Source organism: Streptomyces sp. NPDC047061 (genome assembly GCF_040643955.1).
In the GTDB taxonomy this organism is placed as follows: Bacteria; Actinomycetota; Actinomycetes; order Streptomycetales; family Streptomycetaceae; genus Streptomyces.
Window position 1 is genome coordinate 164,332 of the sequence record NZ_JBEYVI010000009.1, and the last position, 16,481, is coordinate 180,812.

12 protein-coding genes are annotated in these 16,481 nt (G+C 71.2%); 10 read left to right on the forward strand and 2 right to left on the reverse strand.

Annotated elements, in window-relative coordinates; all coding sequences use genetic code 11:
• Window positions 1–49: 49 nt before the first annotated feature.
• The 9 genes from ABZ887_RS16455 to ABZ887_RS16495 all read left to right on the forward strand — a co-directional run bounded on the left by ABZ887_RS16455 (window position 50) and on the right by ABZ887_RS16495 (window position 14,579).
• Window positions 50–940: a deoxyribose-phosphate aldolase gene (locus ABZ887_RS16455; RefSeq protein WP_361289320.1), complete on the forward strand. Its 891-nt coding sequence runs from the start codon at window positions 50–52 to the stop codon at window positions 938–940.
• Window positions 941–950: 10 nt separating this feature from the next.
• On the forward strand, window positions 951–1,766 hold the full coding sequence (iolB, locus tag ABZ887_RS16460; RefSeq protein WP_361289079.1) for a 5-deoxy-glucuronate isomerase: 816 nt from the start codon (window positions 951–953) through the stop codon (window positions 1,764–1,766).
• Window positions 1,763–3,640 carry a 3D-(3,5/4)-trihydroxycyclohexane-1,2-dione acylhydrolase (decyclizing) gene (gene iolD / locus ABZ887_RS16465; protein ID WP_361289082.1) on the forward strand — a complete coding sequence of 626 codons (1,878 nt, stop codon included), beginning with the start codon at window positions 1,763–1,765 and terminating at the stop codon, window positions 3,638–3,640. The genes iolB and iolD overlap by 4 nt, the downstream gene beginning before the upstream one ends.
• 14 nt (window positions 3,641–3,654) lie before the next feature.
• Complete coding sequence (gene mmsA, locus ABZ887_RS16470; protein WP_361289085.1) at window positions 3,655–5,157, forward strand: CoA-acylating methylmalonate-semialdehyde dehydrogenase; 1,503 nt, start codon at window positions 3,655–3,657, stop codon at window positions 5,155–5,157.
• Between the two features lie 330 nt (window positions 5,158–5,487).
• Complete coding sequence (locus tag ABZ887_RS16475; protein ID WP_361289088.1) at window positions 5,488–6,885, forward strand: APC family permease; 1,398 nt, start codon at window positions 5,488–5,490, stop codon at window positions 6,883–6,885.
• A gap of 457 nt (window positions 6,886–7,342) precedes the next feature.
• Window positions 7,343–9,988, forward strand: coding sequence for a CocE/NonD family hydrolase (locus tag ABZ887_RS16480; protein ID WP_361289091.1), 2,646 nt, complete (start codon window positions 7,343–7,345; stop codon window positions 9,986–9,988).
• Window positions 9,985–10,848, forward strand: coding sequence for an ABC transporter permease (locus ABZ887_RS16485; protein WP_361289094.1), 864 nt, complete (start codon window positions 9,985–9,987; stop codon window positions 10,846–10,848). Before ABZ887_RS16480 ends, ABZ887_RS16485 begins: the two co-directional genes overlap by 4 nt.
• A 157-nt stretch (window positions 10,849–11,005) precedes the next feature.
• Window positions 11,006–12,529 (forward strand): von Willebrand factor type A domain-containing protein, encoded by a 1,524-nt coding sequence (locus ABZ887_RS16490; protein ID WP_361289097.1) that lies wholly within the window; start codon window positions 11,006–11,008, stop codon window positions 12,527–12,529.
• Between the two features lie 139 nt (window positions 12,530–12,668).
• Window positions 12,669–14,579, forward strand: coding sequence for an AMP-binding protein (locus tag ABZ887_RS16495; RefSeq protein WP_361289100.1), 1,911 nt, complete (start codon window positions 12,669–12,671; stop codon window positions 14,577–14,579).
• An 80-nt stretch (window positions 14,580–14,659) separates the two neighbouring features.
• Here the strand turns inward: ABZ887_RS16495 and ABZ887_RS16500 are convergent, their stop codons facing one another.
• On the reverse strand, window positions 14,660–15,073 hold the full coding sequence (locus tag ABZ887_RS16500; RefSeq protein ID WP_361289103.1) for a rodlin: 414 nt from the start codon (window positions 15,071–15,073) through the stop codon (window positions 14,660–14,662).
• A gap of 232 nt (window positions 15,074–15,305) precedes the next feature.
• A complete protein-coding gene (locus ABZ887_RS16505) occupies window positions 15,306–15,722 on the reverse strand; it encodes a rodlin (protein ID WP_361289106.1) in 417 nt (138 codons plus the stop codon).
• A 269-nt stretch (window positions 15,723–15,991) separates the two neighbouring features.
• Between ABZ887_RS16505 and ABZ887_RS16510 the strand changes: the two genes are divergently transcribed.
• Window positions 15,992–16,408, forward strand: a complete 417-nt coding sequence (locus ABZ887_RS16510) for a rodlin (RefSeq protein WP_361289109.1) — start codon at window positions 15,992–15,994, stop codon at window positions 16,406–16,408.
• The last annotated feature ends 73 nt before the right edge of the window (window positions 16,409–16,481 follow it).

The window sequence follows — 16,481 nt, forward strand, 5'->3', positions numbered from 1 at the left end:
GGGCGCGCACCCCGACGAGGGCGCCGGCGCGGGCGCCCCCGCCCCGCAGGTGAAGGTCGACGTCTCCGCCCTCGTCCACACCCGCACCCACCACCCCGAGGCCATCGCCGAGGCGGCCACCCGGCGCGCCCGCCGTCCGCTCCTCAACGAGGACGGCAAGCTGATGATCGTCGCCGCCGACCACCCGGCCCGCGGCGCGCTCGGCGTGGGCGGCGACCGGCTCGCCATGGCCAACCGGGCGGAGCTGCTGGAGCGCCTCTGCCTGGCACTGTCCCGGCCCGGCGTCGACGGCGTCCTCGCCACCGCCGACATCCTGGACGACCTGCTCCTCCTCGGCGCCCTCGACGGCAAGGTCGTCATGGGCTCGATGAACCGCGGCGGCCTGCAGGGCGCCTCCTTCGAGCTCGACGACCGGTTCACCGGCCACCGCGCCGAGGACATACAGCGTCTCGGGTTCGACGCCGGCAAGCTGCTCCTGCGCATCGACTACGACGACCCGGGCTCGCTGACCACGCTGGAGTCCACGGCCCGTGCCATCGACGACATGGCCGCGCGCCGGCTGCCGGTCTTCGTCGAGCCGTTCATCAGCCGCCGCACCCCCGAGGGCAAGGTCAAGAACGACCTGTCCCCCGAGGCGGTCACCAAGTCCATCGCCATCGCCTCCGGCCTGGGCGGGAGTTCGGCCTACACCTGGCTGAAGGTGCCGGTCACCGACGACCCCGACGACATGGCCCAGGTCATGGAGACGTCCACGCTCCCCGCCGTGCTGCTGGGCGGCGAGGTCGGCGGCTCCGTCGAGGAACAAGCCGGGGCGTACGAGAAGTGGCGCAGCGCCCTGCGCCTCCCGACCGTGCGCGGCCTGGTGGTCGGCCGCTCGCTGCTGTACCCGGCGGACGGCGACGTGGCCGCCGCCGTGGACACCGCCGTCGGACTGCTGTGAGGGCGAGAAGATGACGACCAACGAGCTGCATCTCACCAAGGGTTCGACCGCGAACGCCCAGTACGCGCTCGACATCGACCCCAAGCGGGCCGGTTGGGCGCACAGCAGCCTGCGGATCGTCGAACTGCCGCCTGGTGGTACCCACTTGTTCACCACCGGGGACAGTGAGTGGATCGTGCTTGCGCTGCAGGGCGGTTGTACGGTGCAAACAGAGGGAACCGAGTTCCAGATCCTGGGCCGGGAGAGCGTGTTCAGCGGAGTCTCGGACTTCGCGTACGTGCCCCGGGACGCCCAGGTCCAGATCGCCTCCGGCGCGGGAGGCCGCTTCGCCCTGGCAGGAGCGAAGTGCGAGCGACGACTCCCCGCCCGCTACGGCCCCGCGCCGGAGGTCCCCGTCGAAGACCGCGGCAGCGGCACCGCCGCCCGGCAGGTGCGCAACTTCGCCTCCGCGGACGCCTTCGACTGCGACAAGCTCATCGCCGTCGAGGTGATCACGCCCGGCGGCAACTGGTCCTCGTACCCCTCGCACAAGCACGACGAGTACCGGCCCGGCGAGGAGTCGGAGCTGGAGGAGATCTACTACTTCGAGATCGACGGCGCGAACGGATTCGGGTATCAGCGCGTATTCCCCTCCCGTGAGGGCGGTACGGACGTCCTCGCCGAGGTCCGCTCCGGCGACGCCGTGCTCGTTCCCGACGGATGGCACGGCCCGTCGATCGCGCAGCCCGGGCACGACATGTACTACCTGAACGTCATGGCGGGGCCGGGTGCGACGCGGGAGTGGCGGATCTGCTTCCACCCGGACCATACGGAGGGTTACCGATGACGATTCGGTTGACCGTCGCGCAAGCGCTTGTCCGCTTCCTCGCCGTCCAGTTCACCGAGCGGGACGGCGAGCGCCGCCGCCTGATCGGCGCCACCTGGGGCATCTTCGGCCACGGCAACGTGGCCGGCCTCGGCCAGGCGCTCGTCGAGTACGCGGACGAGATGCCGTACCACCAGGGCCGCAACGAACAGGCCATGGTGCACGCGGCGGTCGGCTACGCGCGTCAATCGAACCGTCTCGCCACGCACGCCGTCACCACCTCCATCGGCCCCGGCGCCACCAACCTGGTCACCGGCGCCGCCCTCGCCACCATCAACCACCTCCCGGTCCTGCTCCTGCCCGGCGACGTCTTCGCCACCCGCCCCGCCGACCCGGTCCTCCAGCAGCTCGAGGTCCCGTACGCGGCCGACGTGTCCGTCAACGACTGCCTGCGCCCGGTGTCGAGGTTCTTCGACCGGATCAACCGCCCCGAGCAGCTGATCCCCTCCGCCCTGGCCGCGATGCGCGTGCTCACCGACCCGGTGGAGACCGGCGCCGTCACCCTCGCCCTCCCGCAGGACGTGCAGGCCGAGGCGTACGACTGGCCGGAGGAGTTCTTCGCCGAGCGGGTGTGGACCGTACGCCGGCCGGGCGCCGACCCCGTCGAACTCGCCGCCGCGGTACGGGCGATCAGGGACGCGCGCAGGCCTCTCGTCATCGCCGGCGGCGGAGTGCACCACAGCCGCGCCGAGGCCGTCCTCGCCGAGTTCGCCGAGGCCACCCGCATCCCGGTCGCCTCGACCCAGGCCGGCAAGGGTTCGCTCCGCTGGGACCACCCGCAGGACGTCGGCGGCATCGGCCACACCGGCACCGCCACCGCCGACGAGCTCGCCCGCACCGCCGACCTGGTGATCGGCGTCGGCACCCGCTACACCGACTTCACCACGGCCTCCGGCACCCTCTTCGAGAACCCGGACGTCCGCTTCCTCAACCTCAACATCGCCCCGTACGACGGCCACAAGCTCGCCGGCCTGCCCCTGGTCGCCGACGCCCGCGGCGCCCTCGCGGAGCTGACCGAGGCACTGGTCATGCACGACCACCGGGTCGCCGACCCGTACGTCACCGAGTACACCGAGGACAAGGAGCGCTGGGAGCAGCGCGTCGACGCCTGCTACGAGGCCGACGAGCCCGACATCCGGCCGACCCAGCCGCAGGTCCTCGGCGCCCTGGACGCGATCGTCGACGAGACCGACGTACTGATCAACGCGGCCGGCTCGCTCCCCGGCGACCTGCACCGGATGTGGCGGGCGCGCTCGCACGACCAGTACCACCTGGAGTACGGCTACTCGTGCATGGGCTACGAGATACCGGCCGCCATCGGGGTGAAACTCGCGGCGCCGGAGCGGAACGTGTGGGCGCTGGTCGGCGACGGCACGTATCTGATGATGCCGACCGAGATCGTCACCGCCGTCCAGGAGGGGATAGCCGTCAAGGTGGTGCTGGTGCAGAACCACGGCTACGCCTCCATCGGCGGCCTCTCCGAGTCGGTGGGCGGCGAGCGGTTCGGCACCGCGTACCGCTTCACCTCGGACGACGGCACCTTCACGGGTGCCCCGCTCCCCGTCGACCTGGCCGCCAACGCAGCCAGCCTCGGCATGCGCGTCCTGCGCGCGAAGACTGTCCGGGACCTGCGCACGGCGCTCGCCGAGGCGCGGGCCGCCGACACTCCCACATGTGTCTACGTGGAGACCGAAACGGCCGACACTGTGTCGGGCCCGCCTCCCGCGCAGGCCTGGTGGGATGTACCTGTGGCCGCGACCGCGACCCGATCCTCCGCGGTCAAGGCACGTGAGCTCTACGAACGGCACGTCTCCACCCGACGCCGCCATCTGTGAAGGAGTAACCGGTCATGACGAAGATCGTCAACCACTGGATCGGCGGCAAGTCCGTCGAAGGCACGTCGGGCAACTTCGGGCCGGTCACCGACCCGGCCACCGGCGCGGTCACCACGAAGGTCGCGTTCGCGTCGGTCGACGAGGTCGACGCCGCGGTCGCCACCGCCAAGGACGCGTACCTCAGCTGGGGCCAGTCCTCGCTGGCCAAGCGCACGGAGATCCTGTTCCGCTTCCGTGCCCTCCTGGACGCCAACCGCGACGCGATCGCCGAGCTGATCACCGCCGAGCACGGCAAGGTGCACTCCGACGCCCTCGGCGAGGTGGCCCGCGGCCTGGAGATCGTGGACCTGGCGTGCGGCATCAACGTGCAGCTGAAGGGCGAGCTGTCCACGCAGGTCGCGTCCCGCGTGGACGTCTCCTCGATCCGTCAGCCGCTCGGCGTCGTCGCCGGTATCACGCCGTTCAACTTCCCGGCGATGGTCCCGATGTGGATGTTCCCGATGGCCATCGCGACCGGCAACACCTTCGTCCTGAAGCCGTCCGAGAAGGACCCGTCGGCCTCCATCAAGATCGCCGAGCTGCTGGCCGAGGCCGGGCTGCCCGACGGCGTCTTCAACGTCGTACACGGCGACAAGGTGGCCGTCGACCGCCTGCTGGAGCACCCGGACGTCAAGGCCGTCTCCTTCGTCGGCTCGACCCCGATCGCCCGCTACATCCACACCACCGCCGCCGCCAACCACAAGCGGGTGCAGGCGCTGGGCGGCGCCAAGAACCACATGCTGGTCCTGCCGGACGCCGACCTGGACGCCGCGGCCGACGCCGCCGTCTCCGCCGCCTACGGCTCGGCCGGCGAGCGCTGCATGGCCATCTCGGCCGTCGTCGCGGTCGGCGCGATCGGTGACGAGCTGGTGGAGAAGATCCGCGAGCGCGCCGAGAAGATCAAGATCGGCCCCGGCAACGACCCGACCTCCGAGATGGGCCCGCTGATCACGGCCGTCCACCGCGACAAGGTGGCCTCCTACGTCTCCGGCGCCGCCGCCGAGGGCTGCGAGGTCGTCCTGGACGGCACCGGCTACACGGTCGAGGGCTTCGAGGACGGCCACTGGATCGGCATCTCGCTCCTCGACAAGGTGCCCACCACCGCCAAGGCCTACCAGGACGAGATCTTCGGCCCGGTCCTGTGCGTCCTGCGCGTGGACACGTACGAGGAGGGTGTGGCGCTGATCAACTCCTCCCCGTTCGGCAACGGCACCGCCATCTTCACCCGGGACGGCGGCGCGGCCCGCCGCTTCCAGCTGGAGATCGAGGCCGGCATGGTCGGCGTGAACGTCCCGATCCCGGTCCCCGTCGGCTACCACTCCTTCGGTGGCTGGAAGGACTCGCTCTTCGGCGACCACCACATCTACGGCAACGACGGCACGCACTTCTACACCCGCGGCAAGGTCGTCACCACCCGCTGGCCCGACCCGTCCGAGGCCCCCGCGGGCGTCGACCTGGGCTTCCCGCGCAACCACTGAGAGTGACCGCTTGACCCCGTTGAGGTCGTCCGGATACCGGACGGCCTCAACTTTTTTTGTAAGCCGCGCTGCGGTTCTCGTTTGTCGGGGATGAAACGGGTGGCTTAAGTTCTTTGCGTTCATGACCTTCGAAAGCAAGGTCATGCGCGACAGGGTCTTGATGATTGCCCTACTGGGGTACTCGACCCTACGAAAGCGATGTGATGCCCGTCGCTTTAAGAGTGCGGAATCCGAAGGTAAACGGCCATTGACGCGACGGTTTTCGTCGGGGTTCCATGCAGCACAGCCCAACCGCCGGAGGCATCCGCACAAGTCGATCGGAACCGCCGCATGACCGACACGCTCCGCCCTGTCGAGAACGCCGTCACAGAGGCGTCCGACAGCCCCAAGACGCTCAAGCGCTCCATCGGAGTGGTAGGCGGCACCCTCCTCACCCTCTCCTGCGTCACACCGGCCTCCACGCTGTTCGTGGTCGTCCCCGACCTGTTCGGCTCCCTCGGGACCGCCACCGCCCTCACGATCGCCATCGGCTCCCTCCTCTGTATCGCCGTGGCCTTCTGTTACTCGGAGCTGGGCACGCTCATCCCCAGCGCGGGCGGCGAGTACGCGATGGTCTCGACGATGGCGGGCCGCCTGGCCGGCTGGCTGGTCTTCGTCCTCTCCCTCCTCGTCGTGATGATCGTCCCTCCGGTGATCGCGATGGGCACGGCCGACTACCTGTCCCCGATCGTCCACCTGGACCCGGCCATGACCGGCGCCGGCGTGATGCTCCTCGCCACCCTCGCCGGTCTCCTGGACCTGCGCGCGAACGCCTGGATCACCGGCATCTTCCTGGTCCTGGAGGTCATCGCGGCGGGCGTCGTGGCCGTCCTCGGCTTCTCCCACAGCCACCGCGGGGTCGGCAGCCTCACCTCCATGCAGGTGGCGGACACGGGCGGCCACACCACCACGGTCACCGCGATGCTCGTCGTCTCCGGCCTCGCCATCGCCCTCTTCGTCACCCAGGGCTTCTCGACGGCGGTCTACCTCTCCGAGGAACTGGAGAACCCGCGCCGCAACGTGGCCCGCACGGTCCTCGCCACCCTCGCGATCTCCACGGTCGTCATCCTCGTCCCGGTCGCCGCGATCACCATGGGCGCGACCGACCTCAAGGCCCTCACGGGCGGCGACATCAGCGCCATGGTCACCGCCTGGTCCAACTCCGCGGTCGGCACCTTCGTCAGCCTCTGCGTGGCCCTCGCGATCATCAACGCGGGCATCGTCATGGTCATCCAGAACTCCCGCGTGCTGTTCGCCTCTGCCCGCGACAAGGCCTGGCCGGCCCCGGTCAACAGGGCCCTCTCCCGGCTGGGCCGCTTCGGCTCCCCCTGGGTCGCCACCCTCGCGGTCGGCGTCCCCGGCGCCCTCCTCTGCTTCGTCAACCTCGACACCCTCTACGGCGTCACGGGCGTCTCGGTGACGGGCATGTACCTCCTCGTCGCCATCGCCGCCCTCCTCTCCCGCCGAGGCCACCACAAGCACACCCCCGCGTGGCGGATGCCCCTCTGGCCGGCGATGCCGATCCTCCTCATCGCGGTCCTCGCCTACATCCTCACCCAGCAGGAAACGACCTACCTCCTCTGGACCGGCGGCATCACCGCCGTCGCCACCCTCTACTGGGCCTTCTACCTCCGCCCCCGCAAGAACACCCACTGGGTCGTCTCCATCCCGGACGACACCCAGCCCTGACGAGCCCCGCTCGGGGCACCCCGCTTGAGACGCCCCGCCAGGAGCGCCCCGCAAGGGGCGCGGGGAACTGCGCGACCAGCCCCCACCGGCCCGCGGGCACTCACCGTCCGGTCCGGCACCGCCGGAATCCGCCGCTGTGGCCGATCGCCGTTGCGGCGGGATCGGGTGGGGCGGCGATGTTCGGGGGAGCGGCGGTGGGTTGTGGGCGCCGGGGCGGTGGCCGACCCAGGGGCGCGGGGCTGTGTTTGATGTGCGGCTGCCGCCGCGTGGGCGCGACCAGCCCCCACCGGCCCGCGGGGATCCACTGCCCGATTCAACGCCGACGGAATCGTGCCCGGCGGCAACCCGGTGTACCGCGGCCGAAGTACACGGCGACGTGCCCGTACTCCTCGGGGATGGCCGGGGGTTCACCCCAGCGTCGGCATCGGATGTCGGTCCTGCCCCGTACCGTTGAAGCATGGATCTTCGACCCCCCGGCCTACGAGCCCTGCTTCGGCGGCCGCGGCGGCTTCTGGCCGCCGCGGCCGCCGTCGTCGTGCTCGCCGGTGCCGGTACGTGGACGGCCGTCGCCTCCGACGACCCGCCCCCGGTGCAGCGGACCGACAAGGTCATGGCCGTGGACGGGGTGCGTCTGGACACCTCGTTCTTCACCACCGCCGGCACCGGCCGACGCCCCGCGGTCCTCCTCGCCCACGGCTTCGGCGGCAACAAGGACGACATGCGCGCCGAGGCCGAGGACCTCGCCCGCGACGGCTACGCGGTGCTGACCTGGTCCGCCCGCGGCTTCGGCAGGTCCACCGGGAAGATCGGCCTCAACGACCCGAAGGGCGAGGTCGCCGACGTCTCCCGGCTCATCGACTGGCTGGCGAAACAGCCCCAGGTGCAGCTGGACAAGACCGGTGACCCGCGCGTCGGCATGGCGGGCGCCTCGTACGGCGGCGCCATCTCCCTCCTCACCGCCGCCTACGACCACCGGGTCGACGCCATCGCCCCCTCCATCACGTACTGGAACCTCGCGGACGCCCTCTTCCCGAACGGCGTCTTCAAGAAGCTCTGGGCCGGGATCTTCTTCAACACCGGCGGCGGCTGCGCCAAGTTCGAGTCCGAGCTGTGCGCGATGTACGACCGGGTCGCCGAGTCGGGCAAGCCGGACGCCGCCGCGGTCAAGCTCCTCGAGGAGCGGTCACCGTCGGCCGTCGGCAGCCGCATCGACGTGCCGACCCTGCTCTTCCAGGGCCAGACCGACTCCCTCTTCACGCTCTCCCAGTCCGACGCCGCCGCGAAGGCCGTCAAGGCCAACGGCGCACCCGTCGACGTCGACTGGATCGCCGGCGGCCACGACGGCGGCGACCTGGAGACCAGCCGCGTCGAGGGCCGGGTGACGGCATGGTTCGACCGGTACCTGAAGGGTGACAAGGCGACCGGCACCGGGCCCGCGTTCCGCATCACCCGCACCGGAGGCGTCGACTCCACCGACGGCGCCGCACAGCTGCGCGGCGCGACCGCCGACAGCTACCCCGGCCTGGAGAGCGACCGGAAGAGCATCACCCTGAAGGGCGGCACCCAGCGCGTCGACAACCCGGCCGGCGCCAGCCCGCCCGGCGTCTCCGCACTCCCCGGCCTCGGCGGTGGCGGCCTCGCCCAGCTCTCCTCCCTCGGCGTCGGCATCTCCCTCGACTTCCCGGGCCAGTACGCCCGCTTCGACTCGGCCCCGATGACCGACACCGTGCAGATCACCGGCACCTCCACGGCCACCGTCCACCTCACCTCCACCACCGACGACGCCGTGCTCTTCGGCAAGGTGTACGACGTCGGCCCGGACGGCACCCAGCAGGTGCTGCCCTCCCAGCTGGTCGCACCGATCCGCGTCGAGGGCGCCAAGGCCGGCAAGGACGTCACGATCACCCTCCCGGCCATCGACCACGAGGTGCAGAAGGGCCACCGGCTGCGCCTGGTCCTCGCCTCCACCGACCTCGGCTACGCCTCCCCGGCCGCCCCGGCCACCTACACCGTCTCCCTCAAGGGCCCCCTGAGCGTGCCGACGGCACCCCGCGTGGACACGGCCGCCGCGCCGCTGCCCGCCTGGGTGTGGTGGCTGCCGCTGGCCGGCGCGCTGGCCGCGCTGGCCCTGCTGCTCACCGGCCGCCGCCGCACCGCCGGCCCGGCGCCCGCCCCGGCACTCGCCGAAGTCCCGCTCCAGATAACGGACCTGAGCAAGCGCTATGCGGGTTCGACGGACCGGTACGCGGTCCGGGAGCTGTCCTTCCGCGTCGAGAAGGGCCAGGTGCTGGGTCTCCTCGGTCCGAACGGCGCGGGCAAGACCACCACCCTGCGCATGCTGATGGGCCTGATCAAGCCGGACGGCGGTGAGGTCCGGGTCTTCGGCCACGCCATCCGCCCCGGCGCGCCCGTCCTCTCCCGGGTCGGCGCCTTCGTGGAGGGCGCCGGCTTCCTGCCGCACCTGTCCGGCCGGGAGAACCTGGAGCTGTACTGGCAGGCCACCGGGCGTCCGGCGGAGGACTCCCACATGGAGGAGGCCCTGGAGATCGCCGGGCTCGGCGACGCGCTGGCCCGCGCGGTCCGCACGTACTCGCAGGGCATGCGGCAGCGCCTCGCCATCGCCCAGGCCATGCTGGGCCTCCCGGACCTGCTCATCCTCGACGAACCCACCAACGGCCTGGACCCGCCGCAGATCCGCGAGATGCGCGAGGTGATGATCCGCTACGCGGCCGCCGGCCGTACGGTGATCGTCTCCAGCCATCTCCTCGCCGAGGTCGAGCAGTCCTGCACCCACCTCGTGGTGATGGACCGCGGCCGGCTGATACAGGCCGGACCGGTCGCCGAGATCGTCGGCTCCGGCGACACGCTTCTCGTCGGCACCGGCACCCCGGTGGAGGAGCCGGTCGTGGAGAAGGTGGCCGCGCTGCCCGGCGTGGCCTCCGTGACCAGCACGGACGACGGCCTGCTCGTCCGCCTGGAGCCCGGCGCCGGCGCCCCGCGCCTGGTCGCCGAACTCGTCCGGCTCGACGTGCCGGTGGCGTCGGTCGGCCCGCACCGCCGTCTGGAAGACGCCTTCCTGACCCTGATCGGAGGTTCCGCATGAGCACGCTCACCCAGAAGGCGGCGGTGGCCTCCGGCTACCGGGCGGGCCGCACCCTGCCGCTCCGCGTCGAGCTGGTCCGCCAGCTCAAACGGCGCCGCACGCTGGCGATGGGCGGCATCCTCGCCGCCCTGCCCTTCGTGCTGCTGATCGCGTTCGCGATCGGCGGCAGCCCGGGCGAACAGAACGGCCAGGTCACCCTCCTGGACACGGCCACCGCGTCCGGCGCCAACTTCGCCGCGGTCAACCTGTTCGTCTCGGCGGGCTTCCTGCTGGTCATCCCGGTCGCCCTGTTCTGCGGGGACACGGTCGCCTCGGAGGCCAGCTGGTCCTCCCTGCGCTATCTGCTCGCCGCACCCGTGCCGAGGGCCCGCCTGCTCTGGTCCAAACTGGTCGTCGCGCTCGGCCTCAGCCTGGCCGCGATGATCCTGCTGCCGCTGGTCGCCCTGGCCGTCGGCACCGCCGCCTACGGCTGGGGCCCGCTCCAGATCCCCACCGGCGGCGCACTCGACACCGGCACCGCCACCCAGCGTCTCGCGATCGTGATCGCGTACATCTTCCTGTCCCAACTGGTCACCGCGGGCCTCGCGTTCTGGCTGTCCACGAAGACCGACGCGCCGCTCGGCGCGGTCGGCGGCGCGGTCGGCCTGACCATCGTCGGCAACGTCCTGGACGCCGTCACCGCCCTCGGCCACTGGCGGGACTTCCTGCCCGCGCACTGGCAGTTCGCCTGGGCGGACGCCGTACAGCCGAACCTGGAGTGGTCGGGCATGATCCAGGGCACCGCGGTCTCGATAACGTACGCCCTGGTGCTGTTCGCCCTGGCCTTCCGGGGTTTCGCCAGCAAGGACGTGGTCTCCTAGGTCACCGGACGGTCTCCCTCCGGCCTCGACACCCCAGGTCCGTGGCCTCTTCGAGATCCATCCGCAACGCATCGGGGCGCACGTTCCGGCCCCCCGCGCCGTCACAGTCGACGACAAGTCAGGAAGTCGACTCCGACCGGCACAGGGGGCACACGCGATGGACCGACACCGGACACGACGAGGAACGTGCGGAGCGCTGCTCGCCGTCACCACGGCCGGCGCCCTGCTCCTGGCGGGCTGCGCGGCCGACGGCGGCACCCACTACAACGGCCCGGACCACACCCGCGGCCCGGCCCCCGCCCCCTCCTCCGCGCGGGGCTACGACTCCGCCGAAGCCACCCCCACCGCCTCCGCCCCCGCCTCCGACGACCACCTCTCCACCTTCGCCCTGGACGTCGACACCGCCTCCTACGGCTACGCCCGCCGCACCCTCGCCGACGGCGGCCGCCCCGACCCCTCGACCATCAGGCCCGAGGAGTTCGTCAACAGCTTCCGCCAGGACTACCGAACCCCCGAGCACAACGGCTTCACGGTCACCGTCGACGGCGCCCGCACCAGCGACCCCGACTGGTCCCTGGTCCGCGTCGGCCTCACCACCCGCCCCGCCGACGACACGGACACCCGCCCGCCGGCCGCCCTGACCTTCGTCATCGACACGTCCGGCTCCATGGGCGAACCCGGCCGCCTCGACCTCGCCAAGAAGTCCCTGGACACGATGACCGACCGGCTGCGCGACGACGACTCGGTCGCCCTCGTCACCTTCAGCGAACACGCCGAGACCGTCCTGCCGATGACCCGCCTCGGCGGCCACCGCGCCGAGATCCACGACGCCGTCGACGGCCTCGAAGCCCTCTCCTCCACCAACCTCGGCGAGGGCGTCGAGACCGGCTACGCCACCGCCGTCGAGGGCCTGCGCAGGAACGCCACCAACCGCGTCGTCCTCATCTCCGACGCCCTCGCCAACGACGGCGAGACCGACCCGAACGCCATCCTCGAGCGCATCGACGGCGACCGCCGCGAGTACGGCATCACCCTGTTCGGCGTCGGGGTGGGCAGCGACTACGGCGACGCCCTCATGGAACGCCTCGCCGACAAGGGCGACGGCCACACCGTGTACGTCGCCGACACCGCGACCGCCGACGACGTCTTCTGCCGCCAGCTCCCGCAGAACATCGACCTGGTGGCCCGCGACGCCAAGGCCCAGGTGGCCTTCGACCCGCACACGGTCGCCGACTTCCGCCTGATCGGCTACCAGGACCGCAAGGTCGCCGACCAGGACTTCCGCAACGACGCGGTGGACGGCGGCGAGGTGGGCCCCGGCCACACGGTGACCGCCCTCTACGCGGTCCGCACCAGGCCCGGCTCCGACGGCCACCTCGCCACCGCCACGGTCCGCTGGCTGGACCCCGACACCCGCACCCCGCACGAAAACACGGGCTCGATGGAGACCAACGCCTTGCACGGCTCGGTCTGGACGGCATCGCCCCGCTTCCAAGTGACAGCGGTGGCCGCCTACTTCGCGGACGCGCTGGCAGGGGGCGACTACAACATCCCGGGCGCACCGAGCCTGACGAAACTCCAGTCCCGGGCAACAACTCTGGCAAGGGTGACCGAGGACAAGGACGTAGCCGACCTGGCGACGGCCATTCGGGAGGCGAGCTCTTCAAGTGCCGGTGACTGAAGCGCCCCGTCAGGGGCGCGGGGCTGTATCACTATGCGGCTCCGCCGCGTGGGCGCGACCAGCCCCCACCCACCGCCACCCGAAACTCAACCGTCCGAACCCATTGACCTCCCCTTACTTACGAGTAAGTTGACGCCCCATGAGCGTACGCAGCGACCTCAAACGAGCACGTCAGCGCACTGACTTGGCCGACCGGGGCAAGGTCGAAGTCATCAGGGACGAGGCCGGGGTCGTGCGGGAGGCGCGCCGCCCGCCCCTCGCCGCCCCGCTCACCACCGGCTCCCTCGCCGACCTCCCCTACACGAACGCGGCGGAGGAACCCCACGCCACGGCGATCCGCCGCAGCGACAGCACGGTTACGGCAGCCGCGTTCGCCGCCGAAGTGACCTCCGTGGCGAAGGGGCTGATCGCCGCCGGCCTCGCCGCAGGCGACCGCGTCGCCGTCATGTCCCGCACCCGCTACGAGTGGACGGTCGTCGACTTCGCCATCTGGGCGGCCGGCGGTGTGACCGTCCCGGTCTACCCCACCTCCTCCGCCGACCAGGTGGAGTGGATCGTCCGGGACTCCGGCGCCCGGCACGTCGTCACCGAGACCCCGGAGAACACGGCGACCGTCACCACCGGCACGGCCGCTCACCCCCATCCCCCGCGCATCTGGGAACTCGACGGTGACGCGCTCACCGACCTCACCCTCCTCGGCCAGGAGATCCCGGACGAGGAGGTCACCAAGCGCCGTGGCACCCTCACCCCCGACGCCGTCGCCACGGTCTGCTACACCTCCGGCACCACCGGCCGCCCCAAGGGCTGCGTCCTCACCCACGCCAACCTGCACGCCGAGGCCGCCAACACGGTCGAGCTGCTGCACCCCGTCTTCCAGGCGGTGACCGGCCAGACGGCCTCCACCCTGCTGTTCCTGCCGCTCGCCCACATCCTGGGCCGTACGCTCCAGATCGCCTGCCTCCTGGGCCGGATCGAGATGGGCCACTTCCCGAGCGTGAAGCCGGACGAACTCCGGCCCGTGCTCCGGGAGTTCCGGCCGACCTTCCTGGTCGGGGTGCCGTACCTCTTCGAGAAGATCCACGACACCGGGCGGGCGACGGCCGAGAAGATCGGCAGGGCCGCCTCCTTCGACCGGGCGGAACGGATCGGCGTGCGCTTCGCCGAGGCCTACCTGAACAGGTTCCTCGGCACGGGGAAGGGCCCCGGGCCCGGCCTGTACGCCGCCTGGGCGCTGTACGACCTGCTGGTCTACCGCCGGATCCGCAAGGAGCTCGGCGGCCGGATGCGGTACGCCGTCAGCGGCGGCTCACCGCTCGACCGCGACCTCAACCTGTTCTTCCACGCGGCCGGGATCGTCGTCTACGAGGGCTACGGCCTGACCGAGACCAGCGCGGCCGCCACCATCGTGCCGCCGCTGGCGCCCCGCCCCGGCACGGTCGGGCAGCCCATCCCGGGGACGGCGGTCCGGATCGCCGACGACGGCGGGGTACTGATCAAGGGGCCGGTGGTGTTCGGGGCGTACTGGAACAACCCGGCCGCGACCGCCGAAGTACTGCCGGACGACGGCTGGTTCGAGACCGGTGACCTCGGCGCGCTCGACGCGGACGGCTATCTCACCATCACCGGCCGCAAGAAGGACATCCTGGTCACCTCCGGCGGCAAGAACGTCTCCCCGGCCGTCCTGGAGGACCGGCTGCGCAGCCGGTCGCCGGTCGGCCAGTGCCTGGTCGTCGGCGACAACCGGCCGTTCGTCGCCGCCCTGGTCACCCTGGACCCCGAGGCGGTCGCGCACTGGCTGTCCGTGCGGAGGCTGCCGCGGGACACCCCGCTCGCCGAGCTGGTGCGCGACGACCGGATGCGGGCCGAGGTGCAGAAGGCGGTCGACCACGCCAACCAGGCCGTCTCGCGGGCCGAGTCGATCCGCGCCTTCGCCCTGGTCGAGGGCGAGTTCACCGAGGACAACGGGCTGCTCACGCCGTCCCTCAAGGTCAAGCGGCACGCGGTCACGGCCCGCTTCGCGGCCGAGATCGAGGCGCTCTACCGCAAGTAGCCGCAAGTAGCCGCACGGAGCACGACGAAGGCGGCGGGTCACCGGAAGACCGGTGACCCGCCGCCCGCGGAGCGTTCGGACTACTTGTTGCCGACGCCGTTCGCCGAGAGGACCGCGATGTCGTCCAGGATGTGCGACAGCGGCTCGTCGCCCTTGGCCTGGGTGGAGTTCTCGACGCACTGCTGGTTCTGCGGCGCGGAGAGGATCGGCACGTCCTGCAGCACGCCGACGGCGGCGGCGCCGGCGACCACGCTCTGGATGTTGGCCTTGACCGGCAGGGCGATGCACGGCTTGTTCAGCGTGCCCTGGACCAGCGAGAGCTGCGGGCTCTGGTCACCGAACGTGGCCGAGTTACCGAACTCGGACTTGGCGCCGTTGCCGCTGGCCGAGGTGGTGCCGTGGTCGTTGCCGGTCGCCAGGGCCTGCGGGGCAGCCGTGACGGCGAGACCGGCAACGGTGGCGGCGACAGCCGCGGTTGCCCACAGCTTCTTCATGTTTGTTCCCTTCGAAAAGGCGGACTCCGGGGAGGAGCTGCGTGATCATCAACGGTTGTGGACCTGCCGGGGTTGCGTCCTTTGCCCCGATTGGAGTAGCTCAGTCCGATAACTCGACAAACGCCCCGGTCGCCCGTAACCGAGGGATGGCGCCTCACAGGCCGACGGGCCGCCGGGAAGTCGGCGGCCCGTCGGCCGAGGGTCCTTGGGAGGTGTTCGGGGTGCGCCCTGACTACCGGTTCTTGGCGCCGTTCGCGGCCAGGATCGCGATGTCGTCCAGGATGTGCGACAGCGGCTCGTCGCCCTTGGCCTGGGTGGAGTTCTCGACGCACTGCTGGTTCTGCGGCGCGGAGAGGATCGGCACGTCCTGCAGCACGCCGACAGCGGCGCCGACGGCGGCCACGCTCTGGAGGTTCAGCTTCGCGGGGAGGGCGATGCACGGCTTGTTGAAGGAGCCCTGGATGAGCGCCATCTGAGGGCTCATGTTGCCGTAGGTGGCGGAGTTGCCGAACGACTGGAAGGCGCCGTTGCCACTCGCGGAGGTGGTGCCGTGGTCGTTACCGGTGGCCAGGGCCGGCGTTGCGGCCGCGGCCGAGACACCGACGAAGGAGGCTGCGACAGCGGCGGAGGCCAGAATCTTCTTGATCACTTGTCAATTCCCTTCTGAGGACACCCCGTCCACCGGAGCGCTCTGGTCAACTGCCTGTGATCCGGTTGGTTGCTCCCCTTCACCCCAATGGCCCACGGCCCGGCAAGCCTCGATTCCGTCGCCTGCCCGGTGTTCACGGGGAATTCCGGCCGAACCGCCGGTCCGATCGGGTGACGTACTGCGCCCGTGCCGCAACCATTCCGGATGGGGGCGGTTGATGCCGGGCAGGAACGTCCGTCTTGGCGTAAAGCCGGGAAAGGAAAAGCGAAATGCTGAAGAAGGCAATGGCCGCGGCGGCGGTCGCCGCGGCCGTCGTAGGTGTGTCGGCGGCGGCCACTCCCCAGGCGCTTGCCACCGGCAATGACAACGGCACCACCTCCGCGAGTGGCAACGGCGCCCACGAGGCGTTCGGCAACGCGGTGACCAAGGGCAACATGAGCCCGCAGGCCACCCTGGTCGGCGGCTCGCTGAACAAGCTCTGCGTCGGTCTGCCCGCGACGGCGAACGTCCAGAGCGTGGCCTCCGTCCTCGCCTCCGTCGGGGTCCTGCAGGACGTGCCGATCCTCTCCGCGGCACAGAACCAGCAGTGCGCCGAGAACTCCACCCAGGCCAAGGGTGACGAGCCGCTGTCGCACCTGGTGGACGACATCGCGGTTCTCTCCGCGAACGGCATCGCCAACCAGTGATCCCGGCCTCGTGAGGTCTGCCCGGGCGACGGCGTGTGCTCATGCGCCGTCGCCCGGGCGGCTTTCGTCGCAA